This is a genomic window from Streptomyces sp. SM18, assembly GCF_002910775.2.
GTDB classification, from domain to species: domain Bacteria; phylum Actinomycetota; class Actinomycetes; order Streptomycetales; family Streptomycetaceae; genus Streptomyces; species Streptomyces halstedii.
On record NZ_CP029342.1, the window covers coordinates 6,683,190 to 6,698,869 of the forward strand.

At 72.2% G+C, this 15,680-nt stretch carries 14 protein-coding genes; 5 read left to right on the forward strand and 9 right to left on the reverse strand.

Annotated features, from left to right (window positions below; translation table 11 throughout):
- Positions 1–36 precede the first annotated feature (36 nt).
- Together B9S64_RS29655 and B9S64_RS29660 are read left to right on the forward strand one after the other, a co-directional pair.
- A complete protein-coding gene (locus B9S64_RS29655; protein WP_103493291.1) occupies positions 37–780 on the forward strand; it encodes a trimeric intracellular cation channel family protein in 744 nt (247 codons plus the stop codon).
- A complete protein-coding gene (locus B9S64_RS29660; RefSeq protein ID WP_103493292.1) occupies positions 777–2,033 on the forward strand; it encodes a M20 family metallopeptidase in 1,257 nt (418 codons plus the stop codon). Before B9S64_RS29655 ends, B9S64_RS29660 begins: the two co-directional genes overlap by 4 nt.
- A gap of 185 nt (positions 2,034–2,218) precedes the next feature.
- Here B9S64_RS29660 and B9S64_RS29665 read toward each other — a convergent pair whose 3' ends face one another.
- The gene (locus tag B9S64_RS29665) at positions 2,219–3,430 is read right to left on the reverse strand and encodes a S8 family peptidase (RefSeq protein ID WP_103493293.1); all 1,212 of its coding nucleotides are present in this window, start codon (positions 3,428–3,430) and stop codon (positions 2,219–2,221) included.
- Between the two features lie 328 nt (positions 3,431–3,758).
- On the opposite strand from B9S64_RS29665, the gene B9S64_RS29670 reads away from it, so the two are divergent.
- A complete protein-coding gene (locus tag B9S64_RS29670; protein WP_103493294.1) occupies positions 3,759–4,208 on the forward strand; it encodes a YchJ family protein in 450 nt (149 codons plus the stop codon).
- 43 nt (positions 4,209–4,251) lie between these two features.
- Positions 4,252–4,836 carry a GNAT family N-acetyltransferase gene (locus tag B9S64_RS29675; protein ID WP_103493295.1) on the forward strand — a complete coding sequence of 195 codons (585 nt, stop codon included), beginning with the start codon at positions 4,252–4,254 and terminating at the stop codon, positions 4,834–4,836.
- A 52-nt stretch (positions 4,837–4,888) separates the two neighbouring features.
- Here the strand turns inward: B9S64_RS29675 and B9S64_RS29680 are convergent, their stop codons facing one another.
- From B9S64_RS29680 to B9S64_RS29720, 8 genes are all read right to left on the reverse strand, one after another.
- Positions 4,889–6,964, reverse strand: a complete 2,076-nt coding sequence (locus tag B9S64_RS29680) for an MDR family MFS transporter (RefSeq protein ID WP_103493296.1) — start codon at positions 6,962–6,964, stop codon at positions 4,889–4,891.
- Between the two features lie 54 nt (positions 6,965–7,018).
- On the reverse strand, positions 7,019–7,855 hold the full coding sequence (locus B9S64_RS29685) for a hypothetical protein (protein WP_103493319.1): 837 nt from the start codon (positions 7,853–7,855) through the stop codon (positions 7,019–7,021).
- Between the two features lie 162 nt (positions 7,856–8,017).
- On the reverse strand, positions 8,018–8,563 hold the full coding sequence (locus B9S64_RS29690; RefSeq protein ID WP_103493297.1) for a flavoprotein: 546 nt from the start codon (positions 8,561–8,563) through the stop codon (positions 8,018–8,020).
- Complete coding sequence (locus B9S64_RS29695; RefSeq protein ID WP_103493298.1) at positions 8,560–9,774, reverse strand: helix-turn-helix domain-containing protein; 1,215 nt, start codon at positions 9,772–9,774, stop codon at positions 8,560–8,562. The genes B9S64_RS29690 and B9S64_RS29695 overlap by 4 nt, the downstream gene beginning before the upstream one ends.
- Positions 9,775–10,239: 465 nt before the next feature.
- The gene (locus B9S64_RS29705; protein WP_103493300.1) at positions 10,240–11,454 is read right to left on the reverse strand and encodes an acyl-CoA dehydrogenase family protein; all 1,215 of its coding nucleotides are present in this window, start codon (positions 11,452–11,454) and stop codon (positions 10,240–10,242) included.
- A gap of 4 nt (positions 11,455–11,458) precedes the next feature.
- On the reverse strand, positions 11,459–11,932 hold the full coding sequence (locus B9S64_RS29710; RefSeq protein ID WP_103493301.1) for an SCP2 sterol-binding domain-containing protein: 474 nt from the start codon (positions 11,930–11,932) through the stop codon (positions 11,459–11,461).
- Positions 11,933–12,001: 69 nt separating this feature from the next.
- Entirely contained in the window at positions 12,002–12,265 is a 264-nt protein-coding gene (locus tag B9S64_RS29715; protein ID WP_093526668.1) for a hypothetical protein, read from the reverse strand.
- A gap of 197 nt (positions 12,266–12,462) precedes the next feature.
- Complete coding sequence (locus tag B9S64_RS29720; RefSeq protein ID WP_103493302.1) at positions 12,463–13,677, reverse strand: CdaR family transcriptional regulator; 1,215 nt, start codon at positions 13,675–13,677, stop codon at positions 12,463–12,465.
- A gap of 681 nt (positions 13,678–14,358) precedes the next feature.
- Here B9S64_RS29720 and B9S64_RS29725 point away from each other — a divergent pair.
- Positions 14,359–15,291: a hypothetical protein gene (locus tag B9S64_RS29725; protein ID WP_103493303.1), complete on the forward strand. Its 933-nt coding sequence runs from the start codon at positions 14,359–14,361 to the stop codon at positions 15,289–15,291.
- Positions 15,292–15,680: the final 389 nt, after the last annotated feature.

Genomic DNA, 15,680 nt, shown 5'->3' on the forward strand with positions numbered 1-15,680 from the left:
AACCCGTGTGGACCGGGCATGGAATATGCTCGCCCCATGCCTACGGTGTCCGATTTGTCGGCCTCTCTGATCCCCGCCGGGGTCGAGGAGGTGACGCGGTACCTCGACCTGGCCGGTGTCTGCTCGTGCGCGCTGCTCGGTGGTGCCGTGGCCCGCGCGGCCGGCCTGGACCTCTTCGGGTTCCTGGTGGTCGGCGTCATCTCCGGCCTGGGCGGCGGCATGATCCGGGACGTGCTGCTCCAGCACGGCACTCCGGTGGCGCTGACCGACTACACCTATCTGACCGTCGCCTTCGCCGGGGCCGCGGTCGCCTTCTTCATCCGGTTCGGGGAACAGTCCTGGAACCGGCTGTTCGTCGCTCTCGACGCCGCCGTGATCGGGTTCTGGGCGGTGGCGGGCGCCAACAAGACCCTCTCGGTCGGACTGGGCTGGCTCCCGGCCGTCCTGCTCGGCACCGTGACCGCCGTCGGCGGCGGCGCCCTGCGGGACGTCGTCCTCGGCCGCGTGCCCGCCGTGTTCGGCGGCAACGGCCTGTACGCCACGGTCGCCCTCGCCGTCGCCGCGGTCACGGTGCTCTGCGCCTACCTCGGCGTCCCCCTGGTCGGGGTCTGCCTCGGCGTCGGCCTGGCCCTGGTCTTCCGGCTCAGCGCCGTGCGCCACGGCTGGAACCTGCCCACCGGCCTGGACTGGCGGCCCCACTCCGCACTGGCCTCGGTGACACGGCGCCGCCTCGGTGCCCGCCGCGAGGGCCGTCGCCGCTCGCGCAAGGAGGAACGATGAGTGATCGCGCCCGCACCGTGCTGGCCGGGCTGGACGGCATCCGTACCGAGCTGGAGGACCTCTACAAGGATCTGCACCGCCACCCCGAACTCGGTCTCCGGGAGCACCGCACCGCCGGGAAGGCGGCCGACGCCCTGCGGGGCTTCGGCTACGAGGTCACCGACGGCATCGGAGGGACCGGGGTGGTCGCCGTCCTGGCCAACGGCGAGGGCCCGGTCGTCATGGCCCGCGCCGACATGGACGCCCTTCCGGTACGCGAACGGACCGGTCTGCCGTACGCCTCCACCGTCACTTACACCGACGAGGACGGCACCGAGCAGCCGGTGACGCACGCGTGCGGCCACGATGTGCACGTGACCTCTCTGATCGGCTGCGCCCAGCTGATGTCCCGGGCCAGGGACGCCTGGAAGGGGACCTTCGTGGCGCTCTTCCAGCCCTCGGAGGAGAACGGCGACGGCGCCGAGGCCATGATCGACGACGGTCTGACGTCCAAGGCCCCCCGGCCCGACGTGGTGCTCGCCCAGCACGTCCTGCCCTATCCGGCCGGATACGTCGGCACCCGGACCGGATCGTTCCTGGCGGCCGCGGACAGTCTGCGCGTCACCGTCCACGGCCGGGGGGCGCACGGCTCCATGCCCCAGTCCGCCGTGGACCCCGTGGTCATGGCCGCGATGATCGTCGTACGCCTCCAGACCATCGTCTCCCGGGAGCTGGCGGCCACCACCCCCGCCGTCGTCACGGTCGGCAGCGTCCACGCGGGCACCGGCCCCAACGTCATCCCCGACAGCGCCGTCATCCAGCTCAACGTCCGCACCTACGACGACGCCTCACGCACCCAGGTCCTCGACGCCGTCGAGCGGATCGTCAAGGCCGAGTGCCAGGCGTCCCGCTCGCCGCGGGAGCCCCTGATCGAGAGGATCAGCTCCTTCCCGCCCACGGTCAACGACGAGGCCCCGACCCGGCGGGTCGCCGAGGCGTTCGCCGCGTACTTCGGCGATGCCGCCCACACCATCGACCCGCAGACCGCCAGCGAGGACATGAGCGAGATCCCCAGGGCGTTCGGCGCGCCGTTCACGTACTGGGGCATCGGCGGCACCGACCCCGGCCTGTACGCCGCGGCCGAGAAGAAGGGCACCCTCGCCCAGGACGTCCCGGTCAACCACAGCTCCGCCTTCGCCCCCGTCGTCCAGCCGACCCTGGACACCGGTGTCAGCGCCCTGACCGTCGCGGCGCTCGCCTGGCTCCGCGCGTGACGGCGGGGCCGCCACCCTCGCCCGAAAAAACGGCGCCCGGCACCGGCCACGGAACGGGGGCCCGTGGGAGAGGCGGTCCGTCCCGCCCCTCCACACGGGCCCCCGGCCCTCACGCGCGCCCCGCGCCCCGCGGTCCGGTCACCCGGTCCGTGTGCCCGCGTCGGCGCGTCCCGTCCGTGTCCGCGTCACGGGACGAGCTTCAGCAGCTTGTTCGGTGACCCGGTGCCGACGCCCGTCAGGACGCCGGAGGTCGCGCCGTTCACGAGGGCGGTGGCCACCGCGGCGGGCGAGGCGCCCGGGTGGTTGGTCAGGTAGACCGCGGCGGCTCCGGAGACGTGCGGGGCGGCGAAGGACGTGCCGCTGCCGGTGTAGGTCGCGGTGTCCGAGGTGTTCCAGCCGGCCGTGATGTCGGAGCCCGGGGCGAAGATGTCCACGACCGGGCCGTAGTTGGAGTAGGTGGCCCTCGCGTCGGTCCGCGTCGTCGCGCCGACCGTGATCGCGGTGTCCACCCGGGCGGGCGAGTAACCGGACGCGGGCGCACCCGAGTTGCCGGCCGCGATGGAGTAGGTCACCCCCGAGGCGATCGACCGGCGCACGGCGTCGTCCAGCGCGGTGCTGGGGCCGCCGCCCAGGGACACGTTCGCGACGGAGGACGCCACGTGGTTGGCCGTGATCCAGTCCACGCCCGCGATGACACCGGCGGTGGTGCCGGAGCCGTTGTTGTCGAGGACGCGCACCGCGACGATCTTCGCCTTCTTCGCCACCCCGTAGGTGGACCCGGCGACGGTGGTGGCCACATGGGTCCCGTGGCCGGCACCGTCCTGGGCGACGGCGTCGTCGTCCACGAAGTCGTAGCCGTAGGAGGCGCGGCCGCCGAACTGCTGGTGGCTGATGCGCACCCCGGTGTCGAGGACGTAGACGGTCGTGCCGCCGCCCGCGGTGTCCGGGTAGGTGTACGTGCCGTTCAGCGGAAGGTTCGCCTGGTCGATCCGGTCCAGGCCCCAGGGCGCGCCGGTCTGGGTGGCCGTCGCGTGGACCTTCTGGTCCTGCTCGACGGAGGCGACGGCGGGGTCGGCGGCGAGACGCCTGGCCTCGGTGCCGCTGAGCGTCGCGGCGTAGCCGTTCAGCGCCGAGGTGTAGGTGCGGGTGATCCGCCCCCCGTGGTCGGCTATGAGCCGCTTGCCCTCGGCCGTGGAGGCCTTGAACCCGGACGCCTGCTTCAGTGTGACGATGTAGCTACCGGGGACGGCCTCCGCCGCTCCGGCATGCAGGACCCTGCCCTCGGGCGAGGACGCCTGGGCGGGTAAGGCGGCGCCCGCCCCGATCGCCAGGGCCAGGATCGTGGCGGAGGCGATCGCCAGGGCGGTCTTCCGCTTGGTGGTGCGGGTCGCTGTCATCGGGGGTCCTCCTCGAACGGGGGCCCGCCGGGGGTTCCGGCGCGCCGTACGGGGTCCGGCGTACGGGGTTCGTCCGCCGCTGACGACGATGGAGCCGCGCGTCCGGGCGGAGCAAGCGGATACGGTGGACTGTCATGCGCGCGCCATAGTGCTGACGGGAAGCCACCTCGCCGTCACACGGGGCAACACGGCCTTCGCGTGGGCCACATGCCCCGCCCACACGGCCGGCCGGTCCCACGGCGCCCCACGGGCAACCCTGGTGCCGACGCCCCGCGCCGCCCCACGGACACCGGCCGGGCCCGCCCCGCCCCCGGGTGACAATGGGCGTATGTCACGACGCAGCTCCCGTCCGCGCGGACTGGCCCCCGCCCCCGCCGCGCCCCGCCGGATCACACCGGAATCCCCCTGCCCCTGCGGTCTGCCGGCCACCTGCGCCGCGTGCTGCGGCCGCCTCCTCACGGGCGCGGCGGCGGCGCCGACCTGCGAGGCGCTGATGCGCTCGCGCTACACGGCCTTCGTCCTCCGGGACGTCGGCCACCTGCTGCGCACCTGGCACCCGGACACCCGCCCGCCCTCGCTCGACCTGGACGCCGCCCAGCGCTGGACGGGCCTGGACATCCTGGAGACGACGGACGGCAGCGCCTTCCACACCACCGGCACGGTCACCTTCCGCGCCCACTTCACCGCCGGAGGCCGCGCCGGCTCGCTCCACGAGAGGAGCCGGTTCGTCCGCCACGAGGGGGCGTGGGTGTACGCGACCGCGGACTTCGCCGACTGAAATCCGGTGTACGCACCTGCCGCCAGGCCCGTAGGCTCCGCGCATGAGCGAGGACACGGCCGAGCCGGACACCGAACGCGTCCCCTGCCTGCGTGGCCGCGGTATCGCCCTCGCCCCCCTGGAGATCGGGGACGCCGAGCTGATCCAGCGCTGGCGCTCCGACCCGGTGGCCGCCCACGAGACGGGTGCCTGGCCCGGTTCGCTGTACGAGCTGCGCGAGCGCGTGGAGCGCCACCTGGACGACAACGGACGCGACGACTTCCTGGTCCTCCTCCCGGACGGCACACCGATCGGCCTCATCGCCCTGCACGACCAGCAGTTGGCGGAGGGCACCGCCGAGGCCTACCTGATGCTCGCGCCCGGACACCGCGGCCGGGGCCACGGGGTGGCCGCCCTCGACGCGCTCACCGACCTGGCCTTCGGCGAGCTGCCGCTGGAGCGGGTCGAGGCGTTCACCCACACCGACAACGCGGCGGCGCACTCCGTGCTCGCCAGGGCCGGTTTCGTACCGGAGGGCGTACGCCGCTCGTCCTGCATGCACCGGGGACGCCGCTACGACAACGCGGTCTTCGCCCTTCTGCGCCCGGAGTGGGAGAACCTGGACCGCGCGCGTTCCTGGGAGCTGTGAGCGGGGGCGCGCCGGACCGCCGCGCCGGACCGGGTGATGCGGGGCGGAGGCCTCAGACCGGGGCGGTCGCCCGCGCGGTCGCGGGGGACAACTCCTGCGCCAGGTCCTCCGCGAGCAGCCGTTTCGCGATCACGTCGACGGCCGCCCGCAGCTGCCGGTCGTCGGGCCGCGCCCCGTCCTCGGCCAGCCGCTCGTTGAGCCAGTGCGCCCAGGCGGCGGAGATGGTCGCCGCCTCGCGCCGGCCCGCCGCCGTATGGGTGAACAGACGGCCGTCCCCGGTCAGATAACCCTCCTCGATCATCCGGTCGAAGACGGGCACCAGCACCTCGGGCGGGAGCCGGTGCCGGGTGGCGATCAGACGGAGCCCCGCGTGGCCCACCATCCTGGTGAAGAGGTCCACCTGCATCACGGCCCACGCGCCCGCCATGTCGAGACGGGTGTCGGAGTCCGCGACGATCCGCCGGGCCGTACCGGGGTCGGCGTCGCGCAGGATCCTGGCCACCGAGAACTCCAGGACCCGCGCGGGGTCCCCGGCGGTCGGCTGGGCGAAGCCCTCGCCCATGTCCGTCGAGCCCGCCCGCGCGGAGTCGCGGAGTTTGACCTGCTTCAGGAAGAGCGAGACGACGAATCCGAGCAGCGCCACCGGCACCGTCCACAGGAAGACCGTGTGGAGGGTGTCCGCGTACGCCTGGGCCAGCGGCGCGGTCTGCGCGGCGGGCAGCGCGTGCACCGCCTGGGGGCTCTCCGAGGCCCCCGCGAGCGTGGCGGGGTCGCCGCCCGCCCGGACGGCCCGCTCGATGCCCTGGGTGAGGTTCGGCCGCAGCGCGTTGGCGTAGATCGTCCCGAACACCGCCGTCCCGAACGAGCTGCCCAGGGTACGGAAGAACGTGACGCCCGACGTCGCCGTCCCCAGGTCCGAGTAGTCCACGGTGTTCTGTACGGCGATCGTCAGCACCTGCATCGACAGGCCGATGCCGATGCCCAGCACCAGCATGAACAGCGACTCCCGCCAGACCCCGCTGTCGGGGCCCATCCGCGACAGCAGGAAGAGGCCGGCCGCCATCACCAGCGAGCCGGCGACCGGGAAGAGGCGGTAGTGCCCGGTCTTGCTCACCACGTTGCCGCTGAAGACCGACGCGGCCAGCAGCCCGACGACCAGGGGCAGGGTCCGCACCCCCGACAGGGTCGCCGAGTCCCCGTCCACGTACTGGAGATACGTCGGCAGATAGATCATCGCGCCGAGCATCGCGAAGCCCACGATGAAGCTCAGGACGGAGCAGACCGCGAACACCGGGTTTCCGAACAGCCGCATCGGCAGCATCGGTTCCCTCGCCCGCAGCTCCACCGCGCAGAACAGCGCCAGCGCCACGAGACCGCCGGCGAACAGGCCGATGATGACCGGCGAGCCCCAGGCGTACTCGTTGCCGCCCCAGCTCGTCCCCAGGATCAGCGCGCTGGCGCCCACCGCGACCAGCGCGATGCCGAGGTAGTCGATGACCGGCCGTCCGGCGGCCCGGACGGAGGGGATGGTGCGGGCCGCCGCGACGACCACCACGATCGCGATCGGCACGTTGACGTAGAACGCCCAGCGCCAGGTCAGATGGTCCGTGAACAGCCCGCCCAGCAGCGGGCCGACCACGGTGGCCACGCCGAAGACCGCTCCGATCGCCCCCTGGTACTTGCCCCGGTCGCGCAGGGGGATCACATCGGCGATCAGCGCCATCGAGGTCACCATGAGCCCGCCCGCGCCGATGCCCTGCACACCCCGCCAGATGATCAGCAGCAGCATGTTCGACGCGAGACCGCACAGGAACGAACCGGTGATGAAGATGACCGCCGAGATCTGGAAGATCAACTTCCGCCCGAACAGGTCGCCGAACTTGCCGACCAGGACCGTGGAGACGGTCTCCGCCAGCAGATACGCGGTGACCACCCAGGACATGTGCTCCGCGCCGCCGAGGTCCGACACGATCGTGGGCAGGGCCGTCCCGACGATCGTCTGGTCCAGGGCGGCGAGCAGGATCCCCAGCACGATGGTCGCGAAGACGATGTTGCGGCGGCGGGGGTCGAGCACGGGTGGCGCGGTGGCACTCTGCGGGGCGGGAGTGGTCTCGCTGGCAGTGGTCACCCTCGCACCCTCACACCGGGCCCGGCCCCACGCATGCGGTGAGGTCCGGACGTGTCAGTCCAACAGCTCCCGCACGGCGGCCCCCAGCCGGGTCACGAACGCGTCCCTGACCTCCGGGCCGACCCGGTCCAGCGAGAGGTACGGATTGAGGTCCTCCAGCTCGACGAGCAGCAGCGCGCCGTCGGCCGTCCGGCAGGCGTCCACCCGCTGGATGCCGTGCCGGAGCGGGTTCCACTCCACGAAGCTCCGGGCGAACTCCAGGTCGGCCGCGCTCGCGGTGTACGGCTCCAGCACCCAGCGCCGGTCCGGGTCCGGGGCGTACAGGGCGTACTGGAAGTCCCGGTCCACGTAGTAGAAGGAGAGCTCGTGGCGGAAGTCGATCCGCGGCTGGACCAGCAGCGTGCCCTCCTCCTCGGCGGACAGGGCCGGCGTACGGACGAAGCGCAGCCCCACGGAGTCCGCGCCGAGCTTCGGCTTGACGACGTAGGCGGAGGCCGGCGGGAGCAGGGGCAGGTCGGCCGCCCGGTCCACGGTCGGGATCACGGGGAAGCCGGCCCGGCTCAGATCGACGAGGTACTGCTTCCCGGCCATGTCCCCGCCGCCGTCCAGGCTGTTGTAGACCCGGGTGCCCCGCTGTCGCGCCCGGGTACGGAACGCGTCGTAGGCCTCCTGGTGGTGGAGCACCGGTCCGCTGTTGCGGACGACCACGGCGTCGAACCGGTCCGAGAGCGCCGCCGCGTCCTTCGGGTGGCAGAGGGCCACGTCGAACTCCTCGCGGAGCCGGGACGTCAGGAAGACGTCCTCGTCGCCGTACCGGCGGCCCCGCGCCTCGTAGGCGAGGTCGGTGACGAACAGGACGGACGGGCGCGAGGCGCCGGACGTGTTGTCCATGAAGTACCCCCACGGGTGATGCGGGACCGGCATGCCGGTCAACGGCCCAAGTGGCGCCGCCCGTTGCCATGACACGGGAGTCCCCGTGCTGCCCGGCACCGCCACCGCACGGCATTCTCCCGCCCGCCCTCGCGGTCCACACCCGCGGGGTGCGCGTACCCGCTACGGGCGCGGGCAGGCGATCGCCTCGACCGCGTCCAGGGCCAGGTGCCAGGGGAAGGCCCGGGGGTCGCCCTGTCTCGGCGGGTGCGCGTCGTACCCGTCCGGGCCGTCGAGGAACGCCACGTTCTGTGCCCGCAGGTCGGCGATGCTGCGGGCCACGGCCGGCTGGGCTCCCTGGGCGCGGTTGAAGTACGGCATGGCGGCCACCGGCACTCCCAGGTGGACCCCTTCGGACACCAGCCCCAGCGCGAGGGTGTCCGCGATCCCGGCCCCCCACTTGTTGAGACTCGTGCAGCTGAGCGGAGCGACGAGCATGGCGTCGGCCTTCGGTAACGCGTCCTTCTGGCCGGGGAGTTTGTACCGCGAGCGCACCGGATGCCCGGTGAGCGCCTCCAGTTCGGCCAGGCGGGGCTGCCACCAGCGGGCCGCCGACGGGGTGAGGACGAGGCAGGTGTCCCATTCCCGTGAACGGGCCTGCCGCACCCCCTCGTCGAGGTACTCGGCGGGTCCCGCGGCGCAGGCTATGAGATACAGAACGCGTGTCATGCCTGGAGTCCACATCGTACGGCCAGCGTACGCAACTCCCCACCGGGCAACGGCAACGAGCCGAGCACGTCCTTCACCAGGTTCACGGTGCCCGGCCTGCCCCGGAACTCCTCCGGGGCCAGCCGGGCCGCCTCGACCAGGGAGGCCGCGGCGGCGTCCTTGCGGCGGGTCAGGAGCTGCGCGCGGGCCGTCGTGACGAGGTGGCCCGCCCGCCGTTCGTTCGTCAGGCCGCGTACGTCCGCCTCGTCCATCGCCTCCGCCGCCGCGAGCGCCGACCAGCCGTCCTCGAAGCGGGTCAGCACGTCCACGCGGTGCAGAGTCACGTTCGTGGGACCGAAGTTGGTCCAGTCCGCGTTGAGGTCACCGCCCTGCCGGTCGGCGACCTCGGCGGCCCGGTCGACGTGCTCGACGGCATCCCGGACCCTGGCGGTGGTGCGCTCCGCCGAGGACGCCGAGACCGCCGCACTGAGGTGGAGTATGCCGAGGGTGGCCAGACCGGAGGGTCCGGCGGACAACAGCGCGGCGTGCAGGCGCAGGGCGGCCTCCGTGGCCACGTCCACCGCCGCGGCCGCCTGGTCCTGGTTGGCCAGGGACCTCGCGACACGGCGGGACGCGGCGCCGATGGCGACCGGGTCGCCCGAGAGCTCCGCCGCCGCCAGCGCCCGGTCCGCGACGACGGCGGCCTGGGGCGCGGTTGCCTGCCCGTACTTGTGGAGGAACGAGGTGGCCAGCTGGAGCACCCGGGAGTGCACCACATGCGCTTCCCGGGCCTCCGCACCGGCCCGCGCCGCCACCTGCCCGGCGCCGATGACCAACGCGGGCAGGTCCCGCCCGAGCGCCCCGTAATGGCAGGCCTGGAACGCCTCGCAGCAGTAGACGAGGCGCCTCCTGAGGACGTCGAGGGGCGGTGGCTCGCCGTCCTCGCGGCGACCGGGGTAGAGGACGGCGACGACGCCGGCGGCCTCCGGGGGCGGGCCGTTCGGCGCCGGTGCGGCGGGTGGGGTGTCGGTCAAGAGCTGCTCCAGGGGGATACGCAGGACCTCGGCCGCCCGCGTCAGCACCGACAGGCGCGGGTCCTGCTGGCGTTGACCGCCTTCCAGGTCCTGCACCCACCTGCGGGTCTGCCCCACCAGCCGGCCGAAGTCGGCCTGGGTGAAGCCGCGGCGCTCGCGCCAGTACGCGATGCGGCGGCCGATGCGCCCAGTCTCCATGCGGAACTCCCGAACAGGGCACGCACTCTGCGTGCCTGTGCTCGTTGTACCGCGCTTTACGGTGCCGTCACAGGAGATCACCGGAGAGCGGGGGCCGTTATGACCGTGAGGGGTTTACCGCCGGTCAGCGCGTTGACGGAGGAGCAGCAGCGGGGCTGGGTCTGCGTCTGGTGCGGCGCCCCGCTTCGCACGGGCACCGCGCGCGATCTCGGCGAGCAGCGGCACGTCCCGAGGGAGGGCGTGGCGTACTCGTGGTTCCCCCGGGCCTGCCCGGACAGGACCGCCTGCGCCGCGCGGGAGGCCGCCCGGTGACGCGCTGTGCGGGCGACGGGTACGGCCGTGTCCTCCCCGCCGGGGCCCGCCGGGGATTCCCGCCGGGGGAGTCCCCGGCGGGGAGGACACGGCGCGCGGGCCCGCGGAGGGGCCCGTGGTACGGGCCGCTGCCGCCCGGTGCCGTGTCCGGCGTCAGCGGATGTGGCGGCCCGAGATCGCGCGGGCGATGACCAGGCGCTGGATCTCGCTGGTGCCCTCGAAGATGGTGTAGATCTTGGCGTCCCGGTACATCCGTTCCACCGGGTGCTCCCTGCTGTACCCGGCGCCGCCGAGGATCTGGACGGCCTTCTCCGTCGCCGCCACGGCGAGTTCGCCCGCGCGGAGTTTGGACATGGAGCCCTGTCCGGCGTCGAAGGTCCGGTCGTTGCGGGCCATCCAGGCGGCCTGCCAGATGAGCAGGCGTACGGCCTCGATCTCGGTACGGAGGTCGGCCAGGGCGAAGGCGATCGACTGGTTCTCGATGACCGGGCGGCCGAACGCCTCGCGCTCACCGGCGTACTCCAGGGCGTACTCGTACGCGGCGCGCGCGATGCCGAGGGCCTGGGCGCCGACGGTGGGCCGGCTGACCTCGAAGGTCGCCATCGCGGCCTGGCCCTGGGCATTGGTGCCCTCGCGGGCGCGGGCGAGCCGGGCGTCCAGCTTCTCCTTGCCGCCGAGCAGGCAGTGGCCGGGCACGCGTACGCCGTCCAGGAAGACGTCGGCCGTGTGCGAGGCGCGCAGGCCGAGCTTCTTGACGGTGCGGCCCGCGGTCAGACCCTCGCTGCCGGGCGGCACGACGAACGCGGCCTGCCCGCGCGCCCCGAGCGCGGGATCGACGGACGCGACGACCACATGGACCTCGGCGATCCCGCCGTTGGTGATCCATGCCTTCTGGCCGGAGAGCACCCATTCGTCCTTGGCCTCGTCGTAACGGGCCCTGGTGGTCATCGCGGACACGTCGGATCCGGCCTGCGGTTCGGAGACGCAGAACGCGGCGACCTTCGGGTCGTCCTCGTCGCCGAAGCACTGCGGAACCCACTCGGCGAGCTGGTCGGGGGTGCCGGAGGCGAAGATCCCGGCGACGGCGAGCGAGGTGCCGAAGAGGGCCATGCCGATCCCGGCGTCCCCCCAGAACAGCTCCTCGTTGGCGATCTGGAGCGAGAGGCCGCTGGGGTCCCCGTACATGTCGGCCAGTGATTCGAAGCCGTAGAGGCCGATCCGGGCGGCTTCCTGGATGACGGGCCAGGGGGTCTCCTCGCGGGCGTCCCACTCGGCCGCCGCCGGGCGCACCACCTGGGCGGCGAAGCCGTGCACCCAATTGCGCAGGTCCTGCTGTTCCTCGGTCAGGGCGAGGGAGAAGTAGCTCATGGGCTCAGGCCTTCGGGATGTCGAAGTAGCGGGTGAGCCCGGACGCCAGGCCGACGTCGCCGGCCACCTTCAGCTTGCGCATCATGAACATCGTCACCGGATTGCCGTTGCCGGACACCAGCTTGAGGAAGTCCGCGTCGCCCATCACCAGCGTCGTGCGGGGCTCGGCCTCGGAGCGGCCCTCGGTCACCGCGCAGGTGCCGTCCGCGACGAGGGTCTCGTACACCAGCTCCTCGGAACCGGTGATCTTCCAGCGGATCAGGGCGTTCAGCCGCCCCGCCGCCTCGGGCCGGAACTGCTGCCGCATCCGGCCGAACACCTCGCCGATCACCCGGGCGCGCAGCTCGCCCCGCATGACCTCGGCGAGCTCCCGGCCCGACAGGCCCTTGACGATCCTGGCGAACTCCTCGGGGGAGACCGCGGCGAAGTCGAGCCCGGCCAGTTCGTCGGTGAGGCTGCCGTTGCTGTCGTCGGGCACGCCAACTCCTTACTCCTAAGTAAACTTACTTTTGAGTAAGGTAAGCGGGGCGCCCCTCCGGCGCAAGCGTCACCGCACGCCTCCCGGACGCACCGGAAGGGCGGGGTGGTGGGCGGCCAGCACCTTGTTCGCCCGCGCCAGCTCGGACAGTGCCTGCTCGCGGTCGGCCTGGTCCTCCGCGCAGAGCCGGGGGCCCCGGAACCGCAGGACCTCCCGCGCGGCGCAGTCGGCCTCGAACTCCGCCTGGAGGACGCGCGGCGGGATGCAGGCGCCGATCAGGGCGGCGACCCGGTCCGGGATCGGCACGGGGACGAGGAGGTGGGCGGTGGTCATGGGTGGTTCCCTCTCGGATGGCCGGCCAGGAGGCGGTGTTCCGGACGGCCGGTCGGCCGCCCGCTCCTCCTTGTGTACGGGACGCAGTTCCGGGTTTCTCCTCGGATACGTCTCCGTGTCGCAACCGTTTGGGACTGACCGTCTATTTCGCTTTACCAGGGGGTAAGTTGACGCTTCACGCCATCTGTGATGACCCGTCAGGGGAGCGGCTGGGTGGTCCGGGCGCGAAGCCGCTGGGCGCGCAGCACCGCCTCGGTGGAGAACCGTGCCTCCGGGTCGGTCAGCTGGGTGCCGAAGATGGCCTCCAGGCCGCGCATCCGGTAACGGACCGTCTGGGGGTGGACGTCCAGCTGTTCGCCCATCTGCGCGGCGGTGCCCCGGGTCTCCAGCCACACGCGCAGGGTCTCCAGCAGCCGCTCGCGCCGGGTGGCGCTGACGGCGGCCACCGGCGCGAGCTCGCGCTCGGCGAGCCGGTCGAGGAGAGCCGGATCGCTGAGCAGCCACAACGTGGTGAGGTGGTCCTCGCAGCTGACGACGGGCAGATCCTCCACGATCCCCGCGTCGATGAGCTCCACCACCCGCCGCGCCCAGCGGATCGAGTCCGCGGCGTCCGCGGTCGGCACGGTCAGGCCGATCACCGCGCGGGTGGCGGTCAGCGCGCGGTCCAGTGCCTCGCGGCGCGCCCCGTCCAGCGGTCCGGGGATGAGCAGGTGCGGCTGCGGATCGCCGAGGTCCACCAGCGCGTCGCGGGGCAGGTCGGCCGGGTCCACTCCCACCGGGGCCCGCACCGCGACCAGGGTGACCCGCTCGGGCAGCGCCCAGCCGGTCTGCTCGCACAGCTCGGCTATCGCGGTACGGGGCACGGGCCGGCCGGCCAGGACGAGGTGCAGCAGCCGCCGGCGCATGGCCTCGCTCTGCTGGTCGGACTGGGCCTGCACCTCCAGATATCCCTCGCGGGAGAGCGATTCCAGCTCGTCGACGTAGGCGAACAGAGCGTCCGCGAAGCTGAGCATCAGGGCGGGCGAGAAGTGGTAGCTCCGGCCCACCTTCTTCGCCCGTCGCAGCGCGATCCGCGCGCCCAGCCGGTAGGCACCCTGAAGGGCGTCCATGGAGCGGCCCTCGTAGGCCTCGAAGCGGCCGAATCTTCGGCACATGTCGTCGCGTAAGACCGTGGGGGACGAGGGTTCGGCGACCAGGTCGACGAACGACGAGAGGCTCTGCTCCACCCCCATCCGGATGGACTTGCCGTTGGGGCCGTTCAGCAGGCGCGCGTACTCGGGGTAGGCGCGCGTCACTTCCATGCCTATCTCTTTGATCAGGCTCGGCAGTTCCGGCCGCATGATCGCGGCGAATTCCTGGGGGAGTGGCCCCAGCGGATCTCCGACGTCCAGCGGCTGAACGACTCTCGGCATGACCGTCCCCTCGCTCTCCGGTGCCCGGCGTGGGTGAGGCAGTCGGGGGAAAGCGCTCCCACGGGCCGACAGGTGTATACCAACAACGGCGCCGAAGATAGACCAAGTCGGGCGGCATGCCCACCACTTGGACAAGATCGAAATGCAGGGGGCACACAGGTCGGTCTCGTTGTGGCGCTTCGGTGCAGGTCGGGCGCGACTGCTCACTTCCGGACAATGTTTTCGGCCGTCCGCTCACCCGCCGACCCGTGGTGACCCTGGGGGGCGGTGGACGCCGGGGTGTTCCGGTCGGTGGTGGTCCGGCCGGTGCGGCCGGTGTTTTCGGCCGCGGTGAACGCCGGACGGGTTCTCCCCGGACTCCGCGTCCCACCGGTGTACGCACCTCTTGACAAAGAATCCGGGGCCGCTGCTCACCCGCGTATCAAATCGAGCGGGCCGAAAAGATCTTCGGGCGGCGGGATTGTGCCGCTGTGTTTCCCGCGAGTAACATCACGGCTCATCCAATTCGGACAGGAAATTCCCCCGAATTACTCGCCCGGAGATTTCGCGTTCGGCACCAACCACGCACCGCACACATCGGACCGCCGGCGCCCGCAGATCCTCGCGCACAGGCGTCCCGATGAAAATCCACCACATTCACGCAGGGGGCCGCCTTTTCCGCGGCAGCCAAGAGGGGACGACATGAGATCCGTTTCGACCAGGACGCGAGTGGCGACGCTGGCCGCCGTCACCGCGTTCGGCGCGCTCTTCTCCACCGGCACGGCGGCCGCGGCCACCCAGCTGAACGGCCACTGGGCGCCGTTCGACCGCTGTCCGGTGGACGCCCCGGCCATGCTGGCGGCGGACGGCGTCGGCACCACCGCCACGTGCATCTCCTCGGGTTCGGCCGGCGGCTCCATCAAGCTGGGCAACACGGTGGTGACGACGGGGAAGACCGACCTCCAGCTCGGGGTGCTCCAGCGCGCCGACGGCACGACGAGCCTGGTCGCCCCCGCCGGGGGCGCGCTGGTCGCCGACTCCGCGACCGTGCCCGGCGGCCTGCTCGGTCTGATGTGCCCGAGCAGCGTCCCGGTCGTCTCCGCCGTCTGCCGGCAGATCACCGACGCCGACCTCAACAAGATCACCGCCACCATCGAACCGGCCGGGGCGCCCCGCGACTTCAACATGGGGGCGGCCTTCGCGACCGACGTACCGATCCTCACCCTGCCGGTCCGCATCCATCTCAAGAACCCGCTCCTCGGCGACTCGTGCTACATCGGCACCACCGCCAAGCCCGTCCTGCTCCAGCCGAAGAACGTCACGGCACCCTCGCTCTCCCTCCAGCAGTTCGAGGCCGACGGGACGCCCGGTGACACCGGTGAGATGGGGCGCTACACCTTCTCGGGCGCCGACCAGGCCGACACCGCGTTCGCCGTTCCCGGGGCCAGCGGTTGCGGTCTCGGCCTGCTGGACTGGGCGGTGAACCTCAAGACCGGCCTGCCGTCCGCCGCCGGCGCCAACGCCGTCACGCTGGACGACACCTCGACGTACTTCGCCAGCCCGTACGACCCGGCCTCCCTCGCCCCGAACGAGGGCAGGGAACTGGCGCGGTTCTGGCACTCCGCGGTGAAGTGAACCGGTGGCACGCCAGGGCCGCCCCCGGTGTGAGGAACGCCCCCGGGGCGTACTCCTTTCTCCACCGCACCACCGTCCGCAATCCGGAACGGACCGAGAAAAACTCTGTTCCACCCCTTCTCGACTCGAATACGGCCCAGTAAGGTACTGAGCGGTAGCCGTCGAGTCGTACGCGGATCGGCGCCGGACGGAATGTGAATTCGAATTCTCGGCCACTGTGCTGCGGAGAGCCGCACCTGTGGGTCATCGAATTCCTCCGTGTTCAGTTCTGGAAGCCCTCGGACGCCGAGGGTGCACTTCCCTCACAAGAACCCGTGCCGGACACCTGTGCGCTCTTCCCGGGCGTATACGGACCGGCCTGTTTCCCCCTACGGGACAGGAGAAGTTCC